We start from the raw sequence: 20227 nt of genomic DNA, 5'->3' as shown, positions 1-20227 counted from the left end.
CATCAGACGCACCACATCAGCAACGGCGCATCTGTAAACGAATGCTACCGCTACCGCCGTTAGGCTGATCTGATTTAGAAGACAATAGAGACAAAGCGAGGATGTGAGACTTAAACGAAAGCAATCAAATCATAAATTGATTTTGTTAAAACCAAGCAAACAGGCAGCTGTGAGCCGATATTTGCGACACGGGTGCTTACCTTTGTTGCTGAGTGCCCGCCGGCCCGTCAGGCTAGCCTGGTCCCGTATCCATTGCCCTCGTCGGGCGCAACGGCCTTCGGGTCGCAGTTGGGCGCTATCTCGGATAGCGATATCACGGCCGGGTCGCGCGTGGTGCGCACAGGACAATCGGGGCGTGTGGACGACCACACGCCCCGCGAGATGTTACCAGATATGAACGCGGTCGCCGGGCGCCAGATACAGCGCATCGCCGGGCTTGACCCCGAACGCCGTATACCAGGCATCGACGTTACGGACGATCCCGTTAACGCGGTAGAAGGGCGGCGAGTGCGGATCGGTGAGCAACCGTGCGCGCGCGGCGCCCTCACGCAGCTTCGCCTGCCACGCCTGCGCGTAAGCGAGGAAGAAGCGCTGGTCGCCGGTCAGCCCGCCGATCACGGGCGCCTTGCCATGCTCCGCCTGGTATTTCTGATACGCGGCATAGGCGGTCTCGACGCCGCCCAGATCGCCGATATTCTCGCCCAGCGTCAACGCACCCTTCACGCGGACACCCGGGATCGGCTCATAGGCATCAAACTGCTTCGACAGCGCGGCGGTGCGCTGCGTGAAGGCGGTGCGAGCGGCCGGCGTCCACCAGTTCTCGAACTTGCCCGTCGCGCTGAACTGGCTGCCCTGGTCGTCGAAACCATGCCCCATCTCATGCCCGATGATCGCGCCGATCGCGCCGTAATTCACCGCCGCATCCGCCTTGGGATCGAAATAGGGTGGCTGCAGGATCGCCGCGGGGAAGGTGATCTGGTTGTTGAGCGGGTCGTAATAGGCGTTCACCGTCTGCGGCGTCATGCCCCAGAGCGTACGATCGACGGGCTTGCCGAGCCGCGAGAGGTCGAGCTGATGCTGGAATTCGCCCGCACGCATCGCATTGCCGACCGGATCGCCCCGGACGACGTTGAGCGATGAATAGTCGATATATTTGACCGGATGGCCGATCCGCGGATCGAACGCGGCGAGCTTGGCCAGCGCCTGGGTCTTGGTCGCGCCATCCATCCAGCTGTTCGCGGTGATGCGCTCCTTGTACGCCGCGCGCAGGTTGGCGATCAGCTCGCCCATCTTCGCTTCGCTCTCGGGCGGGTAATGCCGCTTCACATAGACTTCGCCGACGGCCTCACCCATCGTGCCGTTGACCAGCGCGATGCCGCGCTTCCACCGCGCGCGTTGCTCCGGCTGATCGGCCAGCGTCTTGCCGTAGAAATCGAACGTCGCCTGATCGAACGCCTTGGGCAGCGCACCGGCGCTTGCCGAGGCGAGGCGGAACTTCATCCAGTCCTGCCACGTCGACACGGGCGTCGCGGCGAAGATCTTGCCGAGCTCGGTCAGCGCGGTCGAGTTGGTCATGTAGACGACCGGGAATTGCGCATAGCCCGCGGTCGACAGCAACAGCGGCCAGTCGAAATCGGGGGCCAGCGCCTTGCGGCCCGCCGCATCCATCGGCTTCAGCATCGCCTGCAGGTCGCGCGACTGGACCGGCGACCACTGGACCTTGGCCATCGCGGTTTCGAGCGCGACGATCCGGTCCGCCCTGGCCGACGCATCCGCCACGCCGGACAGCGTCAGCATCTTCTCGACATAGGCGCGATAGGCCGTGCGGAAGGTGTCGTATTTGGCGCCCTGCTCGAGATAATAGTCGCGGCCGCCCATGCCGAGCGACCCCTGCCCTGCGGCCACCGCGTAGCGCTTCGGATCGGCGGGATCGGGCAGCTGCCCGACCTCGACCGGCGACGCATAGCCGACCGTCGAGAACAGCGTCTGCAGCTTCTGCTTGTCGGTCGCGGCGTCGATCTTCGCGAAATAGGGCTTGAGCGGTGCGGCGCCGGCGCGCTCGATCGCGGCCTCGTCCATGAAGCTCGCATAGAGATCGCCGAACTGCTTGGCCCCGGCGCCGACCGCGGCGGGGTCGCGCGCGGCATCGTCGAGGATCGCGCGGACCTGCTGCTCGGCCTGATCCGCCAGGATCACGCTGCCGCCCGCGGACGTGCGATCCGGCGCAATGGTGGTGCGCTTGTCCCAGGCGCCATTGGCGTGCGTCCAGAAATCGTCACCAGGCTTCACGGCCTTGTCGGCAGCGGTCAGGTCGATCCCGAAGCTGCCATAGCGTGCGCCGGCCGGCGTGCCGGTCTGGGCCAGACCGGGTGCGGACAGGGCAAGCAGCGCCACCCCCAGCGACAGACGCGAAATACGATTGAACGACATCATAGCTCCTCCAGAAAACCGGGGTTGGATCCCCGAAATGATATGAACGGTACGCATGCGTCAGGCGGGCGTACGCTGCATCAACCGGGCCAGTGCGGCGAGGTTGGGCTTCTGCCCCGCATTGAGCAGGCTGGCGCGAAACACGCGGGCGAGCAAGACGAACTCGATGCCGATGAACACCGCCAGCATCAGGCCGCTGCCGACGATCTCCATGGTCGAAACCCCGCTGCCGAGCCGCGCGAGCATCGTGAACGGCGTGTAGATCGGGATCCAGGTCAGCACCTTGATCGCGGTCGCGCCGCTGTTCGACAGGACGCCTTGCGCGACGACCGTGAACGGCATCGCGATGACCAGCAGCACGGGCGTCAGATAGCTCTGCGCATCACGCATCGAATCGCTCATCGCGCCGATCGCCAGCAGGATCATCGACACCATCAGATAGCCTGCGAGGAAGAAGTACAGCATCACCAGGATGATCCAGGGCGAGGCGAGCGGCGCAAGCGCCGCCTGCAGGAACGCGCCCACCGCACCCTGTGCCGCCACCGCGGCGCCGGTCGCGCACAGCCCCCAGACAAGGACCATCGTCAGCCCGACCGCGACCGTCCCCGCGAGCTTGCCATAGAGCAACTCGTCGGGGCTGATGCAGGCGAGTACCGTCTCGATCAGCTTGTTCGACCGCTCCTCGACCAGCCCCTGCAGGATCCAGTTGCCGGACAACAGCAGCGACATCAGCAGGATATAGGCGCTGAGCAACGGCACCACCGATCGCACCAGCATCCGTTCGCGCCCGCCCCCCGGCGCCGGGGTCGAAACCGCGATCGCCGGGACCAGACTGGTCGCGGTGCGCGCCTGATCGCGCGCAAGCCCGGTCGACTCGAGATAGGCGGTACGCAGGTCCTGCGTGAGCACGGTCTGCAACGGCTGGACGAAATTCGCGCCAGGCTGCTCGCTCGACCAGAGCCGCACATCGGCGGTCTGCACGCCGAAACCGCGTGGGACATAGACCGCATAGTCGAGCGGCTTGGCCGTCTTGTCCTCGAATTCGCCCGGCTGGAGCAGCGGCTTGAGCTGCGCGTCAAGCGCGCCGGGCGCCGCGCGCGCGATGGCGGGCGGCGTCGGCAGGACCGCGAAATCGGCGTCGGGCGCGTCGAACTTCGGCGTTTCCGAAGTCGTCGCCGGCCGCATCGCCGCCAACGCGGCAGGCAGGCCGCCGGCCTTGGCGAACATCGCGACGTCGGCATCACCGAACAGCCGGTCATGCTGCGCCCACAGCGCGCCCGGATCGGCGCGATCGAGCCCGTAGCGCTGCGCGTAGCGCGACAGTGCGGTCAGGACCCGCCGCTGGTGATCGGTATCGAGCCGCGCGCGGATCGCCGCCGCAGCACGGCCATCGGCATCGATCAGCATGACGCGCTGGGTCTTTTCGGACTGCGTCAGGCGGCTCGCGATCGGCCCGACCGCCAGCGCCAGCGGTAGGATCAGCAGCGTCAGCCAGAAGCTGCGCATGCCCGTGATCTGTCGGAACTCGCGCATCGCGACGAGCAGGATATTGTGGGTCATGCTGCATGCTCCGCCATAGCCGGGTCGGCAGGCCCGGCTGGAGGGGTGCCGACAAGATGGAGAAAGACGTCGTGCAGGCTGACGCGGTGCTGGTCGAACCGCCGCAGCGTCACGCCTTGCTCGGTCAGGCATTGCAGCACGTCGGCAGGATCGATCCCCTCGGCCAGCGTCACGTCATAATCGCGCCAGCCCTGCGCGTCGGCGGCGCCGGGCTCCGCGCGCTCGACGCCGGGACACCGCATCGGCGTATCGCGCGCGACGATCGTCAGGCGGGCCGGCAACCGCCCGCGCGCCTCCGCCTGCGTGCCCTCGAACACCTTGCGCCCTTGCGAGAGCAGCAACAGCCGGTCGCACAGCCGCTCGGCATGCTGCATCACATGCGTCGAGAACACCACGGTCGCCCCGCCCCGTGCGGCCTCCAGGATCTCGTGCTCCAGCAGCCCCTGGTTCACCGGGTCAAGACCCGAAAAGGGTTCGTCGAGCAGCAGCAGCTTCGGGCCGTTGACCAGCGTCGCGGCAAGCTGGACCTTCTGCGCCATACCCTTGGACAGCTTGTCGATCTGCATCTTGGCCGATGCCGCAAGGCCGAACCGGTCGAGCAGCGCATGGCCCTTCGCGCGCGCCGCGGCCGCCGACATGCCCTTCAGCCGCCCGAAATAGGTGACGGTGTCGATCGCGGTCATTCCGCGGTACAGCCCGCGTTCCTCGGGCATGAACCCCAGATCGGCGGCATTTTCTCGACCCGGTGGACAGCCGAGTACCGAGATCCGCCCCGCCGTCGGCCGCACGATGTCGAGCACCATGCGCAGCGACGTCGTCTTGCCCGCGCCATTCCCGCCGAGAAAGCCGAATATCTCCCCCGGCCGTACCGCAAAACTCAGCGCGTCGACCGCGGTCCGCTCCCCGAACCGTTTCGTCACCCCGTCCAGAACCAGTGCGTCCATCGGACCATCCCCCCGTTAAATTCCGTCTTCGCCCCGTTCATCCTCGTCGACGACCCGCAGCAGGTCGCCCGGCTGGCAGTCGAGCACGCGGCAGATCGCCTCCAGCGTTGTGAAGCGGATCGCCTTGGCCTTGCCCGTCTTCAGGATCGACAGATTGGCGAGCGTGATGCCGACCGCCTCCGACAACTCGGTCAGCGTCATCCGCCGCGCATGCAGCATGGCGTCCAGGCTGACCGCGACCGGCATCAGACCGTCATCGCCAGGTCGTCGCGCATCCGCGCGCCGATCCGGAAGACGCGCGCAAGCACGAAGATCATCACGACCGCGATCCACCCGCCCAGCGACGGCGTCCATGAGGTCACGTCGAGCTTGAGCAGCGAGATCCAGCGGACGACCCCGCCAAAGGCGAGATCGAGGCATTGCAGCGCCAGCAGCGCCCAGCCAATCCGCGCGAGCCGTGTGGCATTGTCGTCGACGAACGGATCCCCCGCCTCGACCGTCGCGACGATTCGGAGCAGGTTCGAGAAGATCGGATGCAGCGCGACGCCGCCGGCAATGCCGACGAACAGCATCATGCGGATCGCCAGCACCGCCTGGTCCAGATCGAGCATCGCGCCGTATTTATGCGCCAGCCGCGCGCTCAGCATGTCCTGCATCGGCCAGGACAGCAGCAACGCCAGCGCGAACACCGCGGCGCAAACGATATTGAGGACGAGCATCAGCCGAAGCAGCCCCGTCGCCCCCCAAAGAACCCGATCCCTGCTCATCGCCGCCCCCGCCTGCATATTGCAAAACGATATGGGGCCTATCGATAAACGGCAAGTCGATTCATTGGTCCATTTTGGCCGGGACGCTGACCGTCTCGGGGCGACGGCAAAACGGCGCACGATCGGTCTGATCGCGCGCCGCATCGTATACGGTGCCGCCACCCGCCGTGCCGAAGCGGGGGTGACGTCACGCGGTCGGGTTCAGTAGTGGATCGAGCGGCCGTAGGCGCCCAGCACGCTCTCGTGCATCATCTCGCTGAGCGTCGGATGCGCGAACACCGTCTCCATCAGCTCGGCCTCGGTCGTCTCGAGCTGGCGTGCGACGACATAGCCCTGGATCAGTTCGGTGACTTCCGCGCCGACCATGTGCGCGCCGAGCAGCTCGCCGGTCTTCGCGTCGAACACCGTCTTCACGAAGCCCTCGGCCTCGCCGAGCGCGATCGCCTTGCCGTTGCCGATGAACGGGAATTTGCCGACCTTCAGCTCGTACCCGGCTTCCTTGGCCTTCGCCTCGGTCATGCCGACGCTCGCGACCTGCGGGCGCGAATAGGTGCAGCCGGGGATGTTGGCCTTGTCCATCTGGTGCGGCGACCCGCCTGCGATCTTCTCGACCGCGATGATGCCCTCATGGCTGGCCTTGTGCGCGAGCCACGGCGCGCCGGTGACGTCGCCGATCGCCCAGATGCCGTCGACATTGGTGCGACCATAGCCGTCGGTCTTGATGTGCCCGCGGTCGGTTTCGACGCCGAGCGCTTCCAGCCCGATATTCTCGGTGTTGGGGACGATGCCGATCGCGACGATCGCGTGGCTGAACGTTTCCTCGACGACCTTGCCGTCCTTGTGCTTGATCTTCGCAGTCACGCCGCTGCCCGATGGCGCAAGGCCTTCGAGGCCGGTGCCGGTCAAAAGCTTGATGCCCTGCTTGGTCAGCGCCTTGTCCATGAACGCGGAGACTTCCTCGTCCTCGACCGGCAGGATCCGCGGGAGCATCTCGACGATCGTCACGTCGGCGCCCATGTCGTTGTAGAAGCTGGCGAACTCGACGCCGATCGCGCCCGATCCGATGACCAGCAGCTTGGTCGGCATCTCGGTCGGCACCATCGCGTGACGATAGGTCCAGATCGTCTTCCCGTCGGCCTTGGCGAACGGCAGGTCGCGCGCACGGGCGCCGGTCGCGACGATGATGTTCTTGGCTTCGAGCTCGACGGTCTTGTCGCCCTGCTTGACGCTCAGCTTGCCTTTTGCGGTCACGGTGCCGACGCCTTCGACGACGGTCACCTTGTTCTTCTTCATCAGGCCCTTCACGCCCGCGTTCAGCTGGCCTGCGACCTTGCGGCTGCGGTCGACGACCTTGGCGAGATCGAAGCCGACATTGTCCGCCTTCAGACCATAGCTCTCGGCGTTCTGCATGTAATGATAGATTTCCGACGTGCGCAGTAGCGCCTTGGTCGGGATGCAGCCCCAGTTGAGGCAGATGCCGCCCAGGCGCTCGCGCTCGACGATCGCGACCTTGAGGCCGAGCTGGCTCGCGCGGATTGCCGCGACATAGCCGCCGGGGCCCGAACCAAGGATGACCAGATCATAGGTGTCAGCCACGTGGAGAGTCCTTCAAGTGAATCAGTTAGAAGCGGGCGGCACGGGCCGCGGTTTGCGGTCGTCGCCGACCGCGACGAAGATGAAGCGCGCCTGTGTCACCTTGCAGCTGTCGTTGCTGTGCCGCGCGCGGCGCCATGCCTCGACCTCGATCGTCATCGACGTGCGGCCGACCGCGATCAGCTCTGCATAGACCGACACCTCGTCGCCGACGACGACGGGCATGTGGAACTTCATGGCGTCCGCCGCAATGGTCACCGCACGCCCGCCGCTGCGGCGCGAGGCGACCGAACCGGCGGCCAGATCCATCTGCCCCATCAGCCATCCGCCGAAGATGTCGCCGTAAGGGTTGGCGTCCGCAGGCATCGCGGTGACGCGGATCGTCGGCGCCTTGTCGGGGGGCAGGTCGGTCACGCGTGGCTCCTGCTGGTCTGTCGGTCGAGGATGCGGGCCTGCCGCAGCGGCCCGATTCCCATGATCACGGTCACGACCATCGCCGCCGCCCCGCACCACCAGATCACGTCCTGCCCGAGCGGATAGGACCAAGCCGCCGCCCAGGTGATCGCGACCGCGACGCCGAGCCCGACGAGGATGTGCAGGATCTCGATGAGCGTCCTGGTCATGGCGCGACCCGGCCCGACCCCGTTCGTGCCGAGCGAAGTCGAGGCACATGGGACTCATGCCCTTCGACTTCGCTCACGGCGAACGGGAGAGGGGCCACAGCGGTCACGGTCTTACGCCAGCATGCCCAGCGGGTTCTCGACGAGCTGCTTGAACGCCTTCATGAACTGCGCGCCGTCCGCGCCGTCGATCGCGCGGTGGTCGAAGCTGCCGGTCGCCGACATAACGGTCGCCACGGTGAGCTCGTCGCCGATCACGTACGGACGCTTCTCGCCTGCACCGATCGCGAGGATCATCGCCTGGGGCGGGTTGATGACCGCGTCGAACTGCGTGATGCCGAACATGCCCATGTTGCTGATCGAGGCGGTGCCGCCCTGATATTCCTCGGGCTTCAGCTTGCCGTCGCGTGCGCGGGCAGCAAGGTCCTTCATCTGCGTCGAGATCGACGACAGCGAGGCGGTGTCCGCACCGACGATGATCGGCGTGATCAGACCCGACGGCGTGCTGACCGCGACCGAGATGTCGGCGCGCTGGAAGCTGATCAGCTGGTCGGGCGTGAACATCACGTTGCAGGTCGGGACCTGCATCAGCGCGACGGCCTGCGCCTTGATCAGCAGATCGTTGACCGACAGCTTCACGCCGCGCGCTTCGAGGCTCTTGTTCAGCTCGCCGCGCAGCTTGAGCAGCGCGTCGAGACGCACGTCCACGGTCAGGTAAATGTGCGGAACGGTCTGCTTCGACTCGGTCAGGCGGCGCGCGATCGTCTTGCGCACGTTGCTGAGCTTGGTCGACTCGTGCGGGATATCCGGCACGACGGCAGGCTTGGCCGCGGGTGCTGGCACGGCAGCGGAGGCGGCCGGTGCGGCGGCTTCGGGCGCGGCGGCAGGTGCGGCCCCGGGCTTCGCGCTGTCGACATCAGCCTTGACGATGCGACCCTTCGGCCCCGAACCCGACACCGAACCAAGGTCGATCCCCTTGTCGGCGGCGAGGCGGCGGGCGAGCGGGCTCGCCTTCACACGGTCACCGCTGGCGGGCTTCGACTGAGGCTTCGATTCGGGCGTGGACGCGGACGCGGCGCCTGCATCGGCGGGACGACCATGATCCTCGGCCGACGTCTCGGTCCGGGCGACGGGCTTGGCCTCGCTGCCGGTGTCGTTGGGATCCTTGGGATCGGGCTTGGCCTCCGATTCCTTGGCCGCGGGGACGGGCGTCTCGCTCTTGGTCGGCGCGGACACCGAGGACGCATCCTCCCCTTCCTCGGCCAGGATCGCGATGACGGTGCCGACCTTCACATTGTCGGTCGCCTCGGCAACCAGGATCTTGGCGATCACGCCTTCGTCGACCGCTTCGAATTCCATCGTCGCCTTGTCGGTCTCGATCTCGGCCATGATGTCGCCGGACTTCACCGTATCGCCTTCCTTCACCAGCCATTTGGCGAGGGTGCCCTCCTCCATGGTCGGCGACAGGGCAGGCATTTTGATCTCGATCGACATGGAGGTCCCCAGGGCGTTACGTAACGGCATGCCTACTCGCGCCCCCGCCCGTCCGGGTCAACCCCGCGAAGCCGCCTTCCCCTTGCGCGAACCGCATCTGCACGGCACCTAAGCCCGATAAACAGGGGAATATGATGCGTGTCTATCTGGTGGTCATCGACGAGTCGCCCGAGGCGGGTATCGCGTTGCGCTTTGCGGCGCGGCGCGCGGTGAAGACCGGCGGCGGCGTCGAGATCCTCACGCTGATCCCGCCGCAGGAATTCATCGCGTTCGGCGGTGTCCAGGCGACGATCGAGGAGGAGGCGCGGCTGCATGCCGAGGGCCTCGTCGCGGCTGCGGCCGGCACGCTGATCGAGGAATCGGATCTGCGCCCGTCGATCACCGTTCGCGAGGGCGAAGGCCCCAAGATCATCCGCGAGATGATCGCCGCCAACCCCAATATCGCCGCGCTGGTGCTCGGCGCCGCGGCGAGCGGTGCACCGGGTGCGCTGATCGCGCATTTCTCCGGCACCGATGCGGGTGCGCTGCCCGTACCGGTCATGATCATCCCGGGGTCGCTGACCAGCGAGGCGATCGACCGGCTGAGCTGACGGCGGCGGGAGATTACGGAGGCGGAGGGCTAAACCGAGCGAATCCAACACTCCCCGCTTGAGGTCCCCGGCCGAAGCCGCCACGGTGACGCCGATGCCGATCCTCGCCCTTCCGCTGCTCGCCGCAGCCGCCGCCGCGCTTCCCGCGCCCTCCGCCACCCGCCTCAAGGCCGATGTGACCGCGATGGTCGGGTTCGGCACGCGCCACACCGCATCGACCACCACCGATCCGAAGCGCGGCATCGGCGCCGCCCGCAGCTGGGCCGCGGCGCGCTTCACCGAGATCGGCCGCGCCTGTGGCGGCTGCGTCACGGTCGAGCGGATCGGCCGCACCGTGTCGGGTCCGCGCGCACCGACCGGCGTCTATGTCGAGGACGTGCTGGGCATCCAGAAGGGGCGCGACCCGAATCGCGTCGTGATCGTCGGCGCGCATATCGACAGCCGCGTCACCGACGTCATGAACGTGACGAGCGATGCGCCGGGCGCGAACGACAATGCCTCGGGCGTCGCGCTGGTGCTCGAAGCCGCCCGCGCGCTGTCAAAGCGGCAGTTCGACGCGACCATCGTCTATGCGGTCTTCTCGGGTGAGGAACAGGGTCTGTGGGGCGCCGAGCTGCTCGCCGACACCGCCAAGGCGCGCGGCTGGACCGTCACCGCGATGCTCAACAACGACATTGTCGGCAACACGATCGGCCAGGGCGGCGTGCGCATGGCGTCGAGCGTCCGCGTCTTTTCCGAAGGCATTCGCGCATCCGAAGACCTTGCCGCGCAGATCGGTCGCCGCGCCGAGGGTGGCGAGGACGATGGCCCCAGCCGCGCGCTCGCCAAGACGATCGACGGCGTCGCGGGGACGATCCCCGGCGGGCTCGACGTGATGCTCGACCGTCGCCCTGACCGGTTCGGCCGCGGCGGCGATCACGAACCCTTTCTGAAGCTCGGCTATCCCGCGGTCCGCTTCTCGGTCGCCGCGGAGAACTGGGATCGCCAGCACCAGGACCTGCGCACCGAAAACGGTGTCGACTATGGCGACACGATCGCCGGGATGGACTTCCCCTATCTGGCCAAGGTGACCGCGATCAACATCGCCACGCTCGCCCGCCTCGCCGCCGCGCCCGCGGCACCGGGTGACGTATCGATCGCCGGTGCCCTGTCGCGCGACATCCAGGTCAAATGGGCCGCGGTTCCGGGTGCGGCAGGCTACCGCGTCCGCTGGCGGCGCAACGACACGCAGGACTGGAAGGACGTGCGCGACGTCACCGGCACCGAGACGCTGCTCGCCCAGACCCCCGTCGACGACCATTTCGTCGGCGTGTCCGCACTCGGCGCGGATGGCAGCGAGAGCGTCGTCAGTTTCGCGGGTCGCGAACGCCGCCGCTGAGCGCTATCTCGCCGACCCCAGGGTGCCGCCCCGCGTCCGGCCCCGCGTCCGGCTCGGTCCACGACGCGGGGTCGTCCGCCGGTAGGTCACGGGTTCGGTGATATATTCGGTCGTCGTCGTGGTCGTCGTGACCGGCACCGACTGGACGGTGACCGTCGTCGTCCCGTCGCCGGCATAGGCTGTGCCGCCGGGATAGCCGCCGCCGGTGGTCGTCACGGTGGTCATCCCGTCGGGCGACACCCATGTCCCGCCACGCTGCTGCACGGGCGGCAATGGCTGGTCGCGATAGGCGGCCCCCGCAAAGTCCGGCGCCGCTTCGACGCGGGTCGTCACATAGGTCCGCCGCGTTACCGGCCGCGGCTGGCGGCGGGCATAGACCCGGTCGTCCGCCCGCCCGTCGAAGCTTTGCACGTCATAGCGCGGGGCGGCATCGCCGCCGACGGCGCCGTTCCAGTCGACCCCGGTACGCGTATCGAAGATCGATCCCCGCGCATCGATCAGCACCGCGTCGTCGAAATAGCGCGTCCAGCGATAGCCCGGCGGCGGCGGTGCCAACCCATAGTCGCGCCAGTCGACGATCCCGAACCGGGGCGCGATCCAATAGGCCGGCAGCGCCCAACCCCGGTACGGCCGACGATAACCGCTCCAGCCGCCCGGCGCGTTCGCCCCGGCCGACCAGCCACCATCGACGCTGCTGCCCCGGCGCGGGTCGCGGGACGCGGCGGGCTCCGGGCTTACGCTGACCGCGCTGCGGGTCGGAACAGGATAGGTCGCACCGGGCAGCGATGCCCCGTCCGGACGCCGCTGCGCCTCGGCCGTCGTGCCCGCCACCGACACGATCAGCGCGAGACCAACGATCACCTTCATGCGCATGACATCTTCTCCCCTGACGCACCGCACGCTTCGGGGCCGCGTCCTATGCTGCCGCAGTGCGTACCAAAGCCGCCCTGACACGGCCAGCCGCAACCCGGTCCCGATTCGGAGCAGGCGTCAGGTCCGGGCGTCAGCCGATCCGCGACGCCAGCAACGCGACCAGCGCCTCGCACCCGGCTGCATCCTCGGCATCGAACCGTGCAGGCTCGGGGCTGTCGAGATCGAGCACGCCGATCAACCGCCCGTCGCTGACGACCGGCACGACGAGCTCGGACCGGCTTGCCGCGTCGCAGGCGATATGCCCGGGAAACGCATGGACGTCCTCGACCAGCTGCGTCGTCCGCTCCGCCGCCGCAGTGCCGCACACGCCCTTGCCCATTGCGATCCGGATACAGGCAACCTTGCCCTGGAACGGCCCCAGGACCAGCTCGCCCTCGACCGCACGGTAGAAGCCCGCCCAGTTGAGATCGGGCAGATATTCCCAGACCAGCGCCGCCGCATTCGCCATGTTCGCGATCGGATCGCGCTCGTCCACGGTCAGCGCGTCGAGCGCCGCGAGCAGGTCGCGGTACAGATCGGCCTTCGAACCGCCGGAAATATCGAACTGGTACATCGTCGCCTCGTGTCTGCGGTTAGTCTTCGCGAACCCGCCCGCGCCCGGCCTTGACCGAACTGCGGACCTTCTTCGTATCCACCCGCCGTGCCTTGGCGGCCCTGGACGGCTTGGTCTTGACCCGGTGCGCGTCGCGGTGCTGCGCCTGTGCGATCAGTTCGAGCACGCGGTCGCGCGCATCGGCGCGATTGGCCTCCTGCGTGCGAAACCGGCGCGCGGTGATGACCAGCACCCCCGCCGCGGTCATCCGGCTGCCCGCGACCAGCTTCAGCCGGCGATAGGTTTCGGGGTGCAGGCCCAGCGCGAATATGTCGACGCGCAACTGGCACGCGGTCGCCACCTTGTTGACGTTCTGCCCGCCCGGCCCGGAGGCCGCGAGGAACTTCTCCTCGATCGCCCCCTCAAGCAGGGAGGCGTCGATCACGTCAGCCATTATCGGGTTCGGGACGCGGATCCGGCGCGGGTGCGTCCTGCGGGGACGGCGTCGCCTCGACGCCCGGTTCCTCGCCGAAGCCCGCGGTCGCGAACCGTTCTGGCAGCGGCGCGATACCAACGACATCGGCCTTGCCCGGCCGCGGCACGACCAGCCGCTGCGCGTGGAGCATCATGCCCAGGCGATCCTTCTGGCCATAGACCGGATCACCGACGACTGCTGCGCCGAGGCCCAGCGCGGCATGGACACGGATCTGATGCGTCCGCCCGGTCTGGGGGATGAATTCGACCAGCGAGCGTCCGTCGCGGGTCGCAAGCACGCGCCAGCCGGTCCGCGCCGCCTTGCCCTTGGCGTCCTCGACCATCCGCCAGCCCTCTTCGGCGCTGCTGATCTTGCCGAGCGGCATGTCGATCGTCCCGGTCTCTTCGGCGGGGACGCCGTCGAGCACCGCGAGGTATCGCTTCGAGACCAGGCCCTGCTCGAACGCCTGCTGCAATCGCGCATGCGCCTTGGGATTGCGCGACAGCAGCAGGCAGCCGCTCGTGTCGCGATCGAGCCGGTGCACCGGCATCGGCCAGCGCTGGAATCCAAATTTGAGACTTTCGAGATGATTCTCGAGGCTCAGCGAGCCGTCACGAGGGGGATCGACCGGCAGCCCAGCGGGCTTGTCGATGATCAGGGCCTCGCCGTCGAGGAAAAGTACGCGTTCACCATGCATGTGCCGCCCTTGCCAGCATCTGCGCCCGCATGCCAGAGCCCGCACGATGTTGCGTAGCCCCCTAGTTCTTTCGTTGCTGCTGATCCCGGCCGCCGCCAATGCGCAACTCTGTGCCGGACAGAGCGCGGCGATCGCCGCCGATGGTCGCGCATTCGGGCATCTGCCTTACGGCGACGCCGCCCCGTCCGAGCTGGTCGCCGCCCCGTCCGACTTCGGCGTCCGCCAGACGTGCGTGGTCCGCCGCGACATGCTGCCCGACCTGCTCCGCCTGCTCGCCGCAGCCAAAGCGGACCCGGCGGTGATGGGGGAATTGCGCGGCCTGTCGTGCCAGCGTTCGATCGCCCAGCAGCGCAGCGTGTTCTGCCGCGAGTCGGGGACATCGGCGGCCGAACGCGCGATCTCGGTCGCGCCGCCGGGCTATAGCGAACATTCGACCGGCTATGTCGTCGACTTCGCCATTCGTCCCGCCAATGGCTGTCGCGATGCCGAGGCGTGCATGGCGGCGACCCCCGCCGCGCGCTGGCTGCGCGCGAACGCGACGCGGTTCGGATTCGAACAATCCTTTCCCGGCGGCAACAAGCAGAACGTCAAATGGGAACCCTGGCACTGGCGCTGGGTCGGCGTGACCGCCGCTGCACCCGGCGCGGCAAAGGCGCGGTTCGTCTTCGCCAGGGCGCGGCGGTTCTATCCCGCCGACCCGGCGATCCTGCCGCCCGCGCCCCCGCCGGTCGTCGCACCCGCGGTGCCTGTCGCGCCCATGCCCGTGCTCCCGCTCGAAAAGGGCAAACGCCGCAAGCGCTGATCCCTCCGGTCGCCCGGAGGGAACGTTCGCGCTTACTTCAGCTTCGCGGCCGTCTCGGCGATCCGCTTGCCCTGATAGCGCGCACCGTCGAGTTCGACGCTGCTCGGCATCCGGCTGCCATCGCCATCGGAGATCGTCGTCGCGCCGTAGGGCGAGCCGCCCTTGACCGCGTCGACGCCCATCTGCCCCTGGAAGCCATAGTCCAGACCGACGATCGTCATGCCGTGATGGAGCAGGTTGGTCAGGATCGAGAACAACGTCGTCTCCTGCCCGCCATGCTGGCTCGCGGTCGAGGTGAACGCACCGCCGACCTTGCCGACCAGCGCGCCGGAGAACCACAGGCCACCGGTCGTGTCCCAGAAGGACGCCATCTGCGCAGGCATCCGCCCGAACCGGGTCGGTGCACCGACGATGATCGCGTCATAGTCCTTCAGTGCATCGGGGCCCTCGATCTCGGCATGCGCGCTGTCGGTCTTGAAATGCGCCGACTCGACGACCGCCTGCGGTGCGGTCTCGGCGACCCGGCGGATGTCGACTTCCGCGCCGCCCGCGCGCGCGCCTTCGGCGACGGCATCCGCCATCTGCTCGATATGGCCGTAGGACGAATAATAGAGAACCAGAACCTTGGTCATGTCAGTCTCCTCAAAGGCAGACCATCCCGGCACAGGCCGGAATGGTCATAGGATGATCGGTAAAATTACTCGGAATCGACCAGAACGATCTCGGCCTCGTCGAGTGCCGTGATCCGCACCGTCTGGCCGCCCGAAAGCGCCGCACCGTCGCGCGTGTTGATGGTCTCGTCGTCGATCGTGATCGCGCCGGTCGCCGGGACAAGATAGGCGTGACGCCCCTCGCCCACAGCATAGTCGACACTGTCGCCCGCCTTCAGCGTCGCGGCCAGCACCCGCGCATTCGCCCGGATCGGCAGCGCGTCACCGTCGTTGGCAAAACCGCTTGCCAGCGTCACGAACTGCCCCGAGCGCTCGCCCTTGGGGAACGGCTTTGCACCCCAACTCGGCGAACCACCCTTGCGGCTGGGCTCGATCCAGATCTGGAAGATCGTCGTCGTCTCGGGCTCCAGATTATATTCGGCATGGCGGACGCCCGAACCGGCACTCATTACCTGGACGTCGCCAGCCTCGGTGCGGCCCTTGTTGCCGAGCGAGTCCTGATGCGTGATTGCGCCGCTGCGGACATAGGTGATGATCTCCATGTCCTGGTGCGGATGCGGCGGGAAACCCGAATTGGCGGCGATCTGGTCGTCGTTCCAGACGCGGATCGCGCCCCAGCCCATCCGCGCAGGATCATAATAGCTCGCGAACGAGAAATGATGCCGCGCATTCAGCCAGCCATGATCGGCATGGCCCAGGCTGTCGAAGGGGCGGCGGTCTACGGTGTTGAGAGTCGTGGTCGTCATGAGAGGTCTCCACTTGTTGCCACCAAGATAGACACTGGCATCGCACCGTAAATAGAAACGCTGGAAACCGATCGTTTCGATTGCTAGCAAACGTGACCGCTGCGGAGAGTGAATGATGCGCCTTCCCGACCTCGAAGCCTGGGCGATCTTTGCCAGCGTCGTCGAACATCGCTCGTTCAGCGCCGCCGCCGACGCGATCGGACTGAGCAAGGCGACCGTATCCAAGGCGATTACCCGGCTCGAGGCGCATCTCGGCCAGTCGCTGTTTCATCGCACCTCGCGCCGGCTCGCGCTGACCGAGGCGGGTAAGCCGCTTGCCGAGCACGCCGCGCGGATCCTCGGCGAAGCGCGCCTCGCAGAGGAATCGGCGAACGATGCCGCAAGCGCGCCGACGGGTCGCGTGAGGCTGGCGGCGCCGATGAGTTTCGGCATCACCAATGTCGCGCCGCTGCTGGCCGAGTTCCTGGCAGCGCATCCCGGCATCGAGATCGACCTGCATCTGTCCGACGCGCGAGTCGACATCGTCGCCGAAGGGTTCGACGTGGCGCTGCGGATCGCCGAGCTGCCTGACAGTTCGCTGCGCGCGCGACGGCTGTGCAGCATCCAGGCGCACACCGTCGCCGCGCCTGCCTATCTGGCGGCGCACGGAACGCCGACGCATCCCGCGCAGCTCGGCGAGCACCGCCTGATCGGCTATTCGAACGTCGTCGGTCCCTGGCGGTTTCAGCGCCCCGGTGAAAGTGACGTTTCGGTGCGGCTGCAGGGTCAGCTCAACGCCAATAGCGGCGAGGCGGTCGTCCCGGCGCTCGTCGCCGGTCTCGGCATCGCGCGGCTGCCCCATTTCATCATCGAGGCGCAGCTCGCGTCGGGTGCGCTGGTGACGCTGCTCGACGACTGGGCGCCCGCACCGATCGGCCTCCACCTGCTGACCCCGCCCAGTCCGCTCCGCCCGGCCCGGGTCGAGGCGCTCATCGCGTTCCTCGGCGCGCGGCTTCGCGACCCCGGCTGAACTGCGCTGGCTGGCCCCCGACGGAACCGCGGACGGAACCCCGGACGGAACAATGCCCGCCGCCAGGCTATTGCTGTGAGTCACCACGGAAGGATGTCGATGCTCCCCTACCAGACCGCGCCCCGGACCCGCCGCGCATGACCGGCGCGATCCATCCCGCCCCGCCGACCACGCTCGTCATCTTCGGTGCGATGGGCGACCTGACCCGCCGGTTGCTGATGCCGGCGCTGACCAACATGACCCGGCTGGGCATGATCGGTGACGATTTCTCGGTCCTCGGGATCGGTATCGAACCCGGCGACGACGACACGCTGCGCACCGCGCTCGCCACCTTTCGCGCCAGCGCTACCACGGCGCATGCCTCGCCCGAGCAGGAGGCCGCCTGGGACCGGTTGCAGGCGCGCGTCCAGTATATTCAAGGCGATTTCACACAGGACGACGTCTATGCACGGCTGAGAGACCGGCTATCGGGCAACGCCGCCTTCTATCTCGCCGTGCCCGCGCGATTCTTCGGCGACATCGTCGATCGGCTCGCGGCCAACGGGCTGACGCATGAAAGCAAATCCGCGTTTCGCCGGATCGCGATCGAGAAGCCGTTCGGCCACGACCTCGCTTCCGCGCAGGCGCTGAACGCGCGCATCCTGTCGCACGTCGCCGAGACACAGATCTACCGGATCGACCATTTCCTCGGCAAGGAAACCGTCCAGAACATCATGACCGCGCGCTTTGCGAACATGATGATCGAACGGGTCTGGAATGCCGACTGCATCGCGCACGTCCAGATCACCGCCGCCGAGACCGTCGACGTCGGCACGCGCGGTGCGTTCTACGATGCGACGGGTGCGTTACGCGACATGGTCCCGAACCATCTGTTCCAGTTGCTGGCGATGGTCGCGATGGAACCCCCTGCGAGTTTCGACGCGGAGGCCATCCGCAATGAAAAGGGCAAGGTGCTGAAAGCCGTTCGGGCTTATTCACCCGCCAAGGCACGCCGCAACGGCGTCCGCGGCGCCTATGGCGCGGGGACGATCGGCGAGCGCGCCGTCCCCGCCTTCACGGCATCGCCCGACATTTCCCCCGACAGCACCACCGAGACCTATGTCGCGCTGAAGCTGATGGTCGACACGTGGCGCTGGGCGGGCGTGCCCTTCTACCTTCGCACCGGCAAGGCGATGGAGATTCGCGATACCGAGGTCGTGATCACCTTCAAGCCCGTGCCGTTCGCACAGTTTCACGCGACCGCCGCCGAGAAGCTGCCGCCCAACCGCCTGATCATCCAGATTCAGCCCGACGAGGGGCTCAGCATGGACATCAACATCAAGCGCCCCGGGCTCGAGGTCGACACCGCGCCGATCGCGCTGGATTTCCGCTACGCCGACTCGTTCGATATCGGCGCGATGACCGGGTATGAGTCGCTGATCCACGATCTGTTCGCAGGCGACCAGACGCTGTTCCAGCGCGCCGACGCGATCGAGGCGGGATGGGCCGCGGTTCAGCCGTTTCTCGACGCATGGGCAAGCGAAGGCGCACCCGACACTTACGCCGCGGGTACGACCGGACCGGCGGCGGCAGACGAACTGCTCGCGCGCGACGGGTTTGCCTGGCACACGCTCGACCCGGCAAAGACGTGAGCCCGCGCTGCGACTCGGTTGCCGGGGTCTCGACACGGAGTTTTGGTCGGTTCCGTACCAAGAGTTCGTATAACGCTCTCATTTAAGACGGAATTAACCTTTTGCTTTCAGATGTTCTTTGGTTAATGAATCAACGGCGGATCGCTTAGCAGGGGCTGGCGTTTTCGCTAAACGGGGGACAACCCATGCGCGTGCTGCTGATCGAGGATGAGCCTACCACCGCCAAGGCCATTGAGCTTATGCTCACGACCGAGGGCTTCAACGTGTACATCACCGATCTGGGCGAAGAGGGCCTCGATCTTGGCAAGCTGTATGATTACGACATCATCCTGCTCGATCTGAACTTGCCTGACATGCACGGCTATGATGTCCTGAAGCGTCTTCGTGTTGCGCGTGTTGCGACGCCGGTGTTGATCCTGTCGGGCGTCAACGAGATGGACTCCAAGGTTCGCAGCTTCGGGTTCGGCGCGGACGATTACGTCACCAAGCCGTTCCACCGCGAGGAACTCGTCGCGCGGATCCATGCCGTCGTGCGCCGTTCGAAGGGCCATTCGCAGTCGGTCATCCGCACCGGCAAGCTCGCCGTGAACCTCGATGCCAAGACGGTCGAAGTCGATGGCAGCCGCGTCCACCTGACCGGCAAGGAATATGCGATGCTCGAGCTGCTCTCGCTGCGCAAGGGCACCACGCTGACCAAGGAAATGTTCCTCAACCACCTCTATGGCGGGATGGACGAGCCGGAACTCAAGATCATCGACGTCTTCATCTGCAAGCTGCGCAAGAAGCTCAGCCTGGCGTGCGACGGTGAGAATTACATCGAGACCGTCTGGGGCCGCGGCTATGTCCTGCGCGAACCCGACGAGATGGTCGAAGCGCAGGTCGCCTGATCTGCTCGGCTGCGCGACCCAAAGGCCAAGGTCGCGTCGCTTCACTTCACAGGTTTAGGCTTGCAACCTTGCCTGATGGTGTCAGTTTAGTCTTCAACGGAGGTGTTCCATGAAGACTATCCTATTCGCTGTCGGACTGATTGCCTGTTCTGCGGCAGCTTCTGCGCAACTCGGCGTTCCTGGCCCTAGCGGCTTGATAGGTACCAGCGCGCCGTTTCCCGGCAATCCCGGCTGGACGCCGCGCACGAACATTTCGCCCCCGTCGATCACGCCGACGATGCAACGCGAGCGCGAGGCGCGGTTGCGGCTCGTCCTGGCGACCTTCCCCGACCTGCCGACCACTCTCGCAGCCGCACCGCCCCGCCAGCGGGCTGCGCTCTACGCAAAGGCCGAACACAAGGCGGTATGGGCGCGGATCAACGCGCGCGCATCGAAGGACGCCAGCGGCGACCTTTGAGGCTATTGCCC

22 protein-coding genes are annotated in these 20227 nt (G+C 66.9%); 7 read left to right on the top strand and 15 right to left on the bottom strand.

Annotation, left to right across the window (positions count from 1 at the left end):
- Window positions 1-384: 384 nt before the first annotated feature.
- The 9 genes from IFS44_RS04140 to IFS44_RS04100 form a co-directional block, all read right to left on the bottom strand.
- Window positions 385-2430 (bottom strand): M13 family metallopeptidase, encoded by a 2046-nt coding sequence (locus tag IFS44_RS04140; protein WP_192097629.1) that lies wholly within the window; start codon window positions 2428-2430, stop codon window positions 385-387.
- Between the two features lie 60 nt (window positions 2431-2490).
- A complete protein-coding gene (locus tag IFS44_RS04135) occupies window positions 2491-3990 on the bottom strand; it encodes an ABC transporter permease (RefSeq protein ID WP_192097628.1) in 1500 nt (499 codons plus the stop codon).
- Window positions 3987-4934 (bottom strand): ABC transporter ATP-binding protein, encoded by a 948-nt coding sequence (locus IFS44_RS04130; protein WP_042467059.1) that lies wholly within the window; start codon window positions 4932-4934, stop codon window positions 3987-3989. Before IFS44_RS04130 ends, IFS44_RS04135 begins: the two co-directional genes overlap by 4 nt.
- 15 nt (window positions 4935-4949) lie before the next feature.
- Window positions 4950-5180, bottom strand: a complete 231-nt coding sequence (locus IFS44_RS04125; RefSeq protein WP_031393448.1) for a helix-turn-helix domain-containing protein — start codon at window positions 5178-5180, stop codon at window positions 4950-4952.
- A complete protein-coding gene (locus IFS44_RS04120) occupies window positions 5180-5701 on the bottom strand; it encodes a DUF2975 domain-containing protein (protein ID WP_056675356.1) in 522 nt (173 codons plus the stop codon). The genes IFS44_RS04125 and IFS44_RS04120 overlap by 1 nt, the downstream gene beginning before the upstream one ends.
- A 201-nt stretch (window positions 5702-5902) precedes the next feature.
- Complete coding sequence (gene lpdA / locus IFS44_RS04115) at window positions 5903-7297, bottom strand: dihydrolipoyl dehydrogenase (protein ID WP_037529779.1); 1395 nt, start codon at window positions 7295-7297, stop codon at window positions 5903-5905.
- Window positions 7298-7318: 21 nt separating this feature from the next.
- Window positions 7319-7660: an acyl-CoA thioesterase gene (locus IFS44_RS04110; RefSeq protein WP_042466532.1), complete on the bottom strand. Its 342-nt coding sequence runs from the start codon at window positions 7658-7660 to the stop codon at window positions 7319-7321.
- Between the two features lie 44 nt (window positions 7661-7704).
- Window positions 7705-7917 (bottom strand): hypothetical protein, encoded by a 213-nt coding sequence (locus IFS44_RS04105; protein ID WP_031393452.1) that lies wholly within the window; start codon window positions 7915-7917, stop codon window positions 7705-7707.
- A 111-nt stretch (window positions 7918-8028) separates the two neighbouring features.
- On the bottom strand, window positions 8029-9408 hold the full coding sequence (locus tag IFS44_RS04100; RefSeq protein WP_192097627.1) for a pyruvate dehydrogenase complex dihydrolipoamide acetyltransferase: 1380 nt from the start codon (window positions 9406-9408) through the stop codon (window positions 8029-8031).
- A 134-nt stretch (window positions 9409-9542) separates the two neighbouring features.
- Between IFS44_RS04100 and IFS44_RS04095 the strand changes: the two genes are divergently transcribed.
- Together IFS44_RS04095 and IFS44_RS04090 are read left to right on the top strand one after the other, a co-directional pair.
- Window positions 9543-9998 carry a universal stress protein gene (locus IFS44_RS04095; protein ID WP_031394497.1) on the top strand — a complete coding sequence of 152 codons (456 nt, stop codon included), beginning with the start codon at window positions 9543-9545 and terminating at the stop codon, window positions 9996-9998.
- 94 nt (window positions 9999-10092) lie between these two features.
- The gene (locus IFS44_RS04090) at window positions 10093-11376 is read left to right on the top strand and encodes a M20/M25/M40 family metallo-hydrolase (RefSeq protein ID WP_192097884.1); all 1284 of its coding nucleotides are present in this window, start codon (window positions 10093-10095) and stop codon (window positions 11374-11376) included.
- A 3-nt stretch (window positions 11377-11379) separates the two neighbouring features.
- Here the strand turns inward: IFS44_RS04090 and IFS44_RS04085 are convergent, their stop codons facing one another.
- The 4 genes from IFS44_RS04085 to IFS44_RS04070 form a co-directional block, all read right to left on the bottom strand.
- Window positions 11380-12249, bottom strand: coding sequence for an RcnB family protein (locus IFS44_RS04085; RefSeq protein WP_206757810.1), 870 nt, complete (start codon window positions 12247-12249; stop codon window positions 11380-11382).
- Window positions 12250-12379: 130 nt separating this feature from the next.
- Window positions 12380-12862: a GAF domain-containing protein gene (locus tag IFS44_RS04080; protein WP_031439458.1), complete on the bottom strand. Its 483-nt coding sequence runs from the start codon at window positions 12860-12862 to the stop codon at window positions 12380-12382.
- A gap of 19 nt (window positions 12863-12881) precedes the next feature.
- Window positions 12882-13295 carry an alternative ribosome rescue aminoacyl-tRNA hydrolase ArfB gene (arfB, locus tag IFS44_RS04075; protein ID WP_031394492.1) on the bottom strand — a complete coding sequence of 138 codons (414 nt, stop codon included), beginning with the start codon at window positions 13293-13295 and terminating at the stop codon, window positions 12882-12884.
- Entirely contained in the window at window positions 13288-14013 is a 726-nt protein-coding gene (locus IFS44_RS04070; protein ID WP_056406102.1) for an RluA family pseudouridine synthase, read from the bottom strand. Before IFS44_RS04070 ends, arfB begins: the two co-directional genes overlap by 8 nt.
- 46 nt (window positions 14014-14059) lie before the next feature.
- On the opposite strand from IFS44_RS04070, the gene IFS44_RS04065 reads away from it, so the two are divergent.
- Window positions 14060-14815, top strand: a complete 756-nt coding sequence (locus IFS44_RS04065; protein WP_192097625.1) for a M15 family metallopeptidase — start codon at window positions 14060-14062, stop codon at window positions 14813-14815.
- 32 nt (window positions 14816-14847) lie between these two features.
- On the opposite strand, the gene wrbA is transcribed toward IFS44_RS04065, so the two are convergent.
- The gene (gene wrbA, locus IFS44_RS04060) at window positions 14848-15447 is read right to left on the bottom strand and encodes an NAD(P)H:quinone oxidoreductase (RefSeq protein ID WP_031439461.1); all 600 of its coding nucleotides are present in this window, start codon (window positions 15445-15447) and stop codon (window positions 14848-14850) included.
- A gap of 65 nt (window positions 15448-15512) precedes the next feature.
- Window positions 15513-16232, bottom strand: coding sequence for a pirin family protein (locus IFS44_RS04055; RefSeq protein WP_056406100.1), 720 nt, complete (start codon window positions 16230-16232; stop codon window positions 15513-15515).
- Between the two features lie 115 nt (window positions 16233-16347).
- Here IFS44_RS04055 and IFS44_RS04050 point away from each other — a divergent pair, with 115 nt between their 5' ends.
- The 4 genes from IFS44_RS04050 (at window position 16348) to IFS44_RS04035 (ending at window position 20216) form a co-directional block, all read left to right on the top strand.
- Window positions 16348-17241 carry a LysR family transcriptional regulator gene (locus IFS44_RS04050; RefSeq protein WP_192097883.1) on the top strand — a complete coding sequence of 298 codons (894 nt, stop codon included), beginning with the start codon at window positions 16348-16350 and terminating at the stop codon, window positions 17239-17241.
- 137 nt (window positions 17242-17378) lie between these two features.
- The gene (gene zwf, locus IFS44_RS04045) at window positions 17379-18872 is read left to right on the top strand and encodes a glucose-6-phosphate dehydrogenase (RefSeq protein ID WP_192097624.1); all 1494 of its coding nucleotides are present in this window, start codon (window positions 17379-17381) and stop codon (window positions 18870-18872) included.
- Between the two features lie 185 nt (window positions 18873-19057).
- Window positions 19058-19759 (top strand): response regulator transcription factor CtrA, encoded by a 702-nt coding sequence (ctrA, locus tag IFS44_RS04040; protein WP_031396653.1) that lies wholly within the window; start codon window positions 19058-19060, stop codon window positions 19757-19759.
- Window positions 19760-19868: 109 nt separating this feature from the next.
- Complete coding sequence (locus IFS44_RS04035) at window positions 19869-20216, top strand: hypothetical protein (protein ID WP_192097623.1); 348 nt, start codon at window positions 19869-19871, stop codon at window positions 20214-20216.
- Window positions 20217-20227 lie beyond the last annotated feature (11 nt).

Origin of the sequence: Sphingomonas sp. CFBP 13706 (assembly GCF_014842355.1) — a bacterium.
GTDB lineage: Bacteria > Pseudomonadota > Alphaproteobacteria > Sphingomonadales > Sphingomonadaceae > Sphingomonas > Sphingomonas aerolata.
The sequence above is the reverse complement of the archived record's forward strand: the minus strand, read 5'-3'. Positions and strand labels throughout refer to the sequence as shown.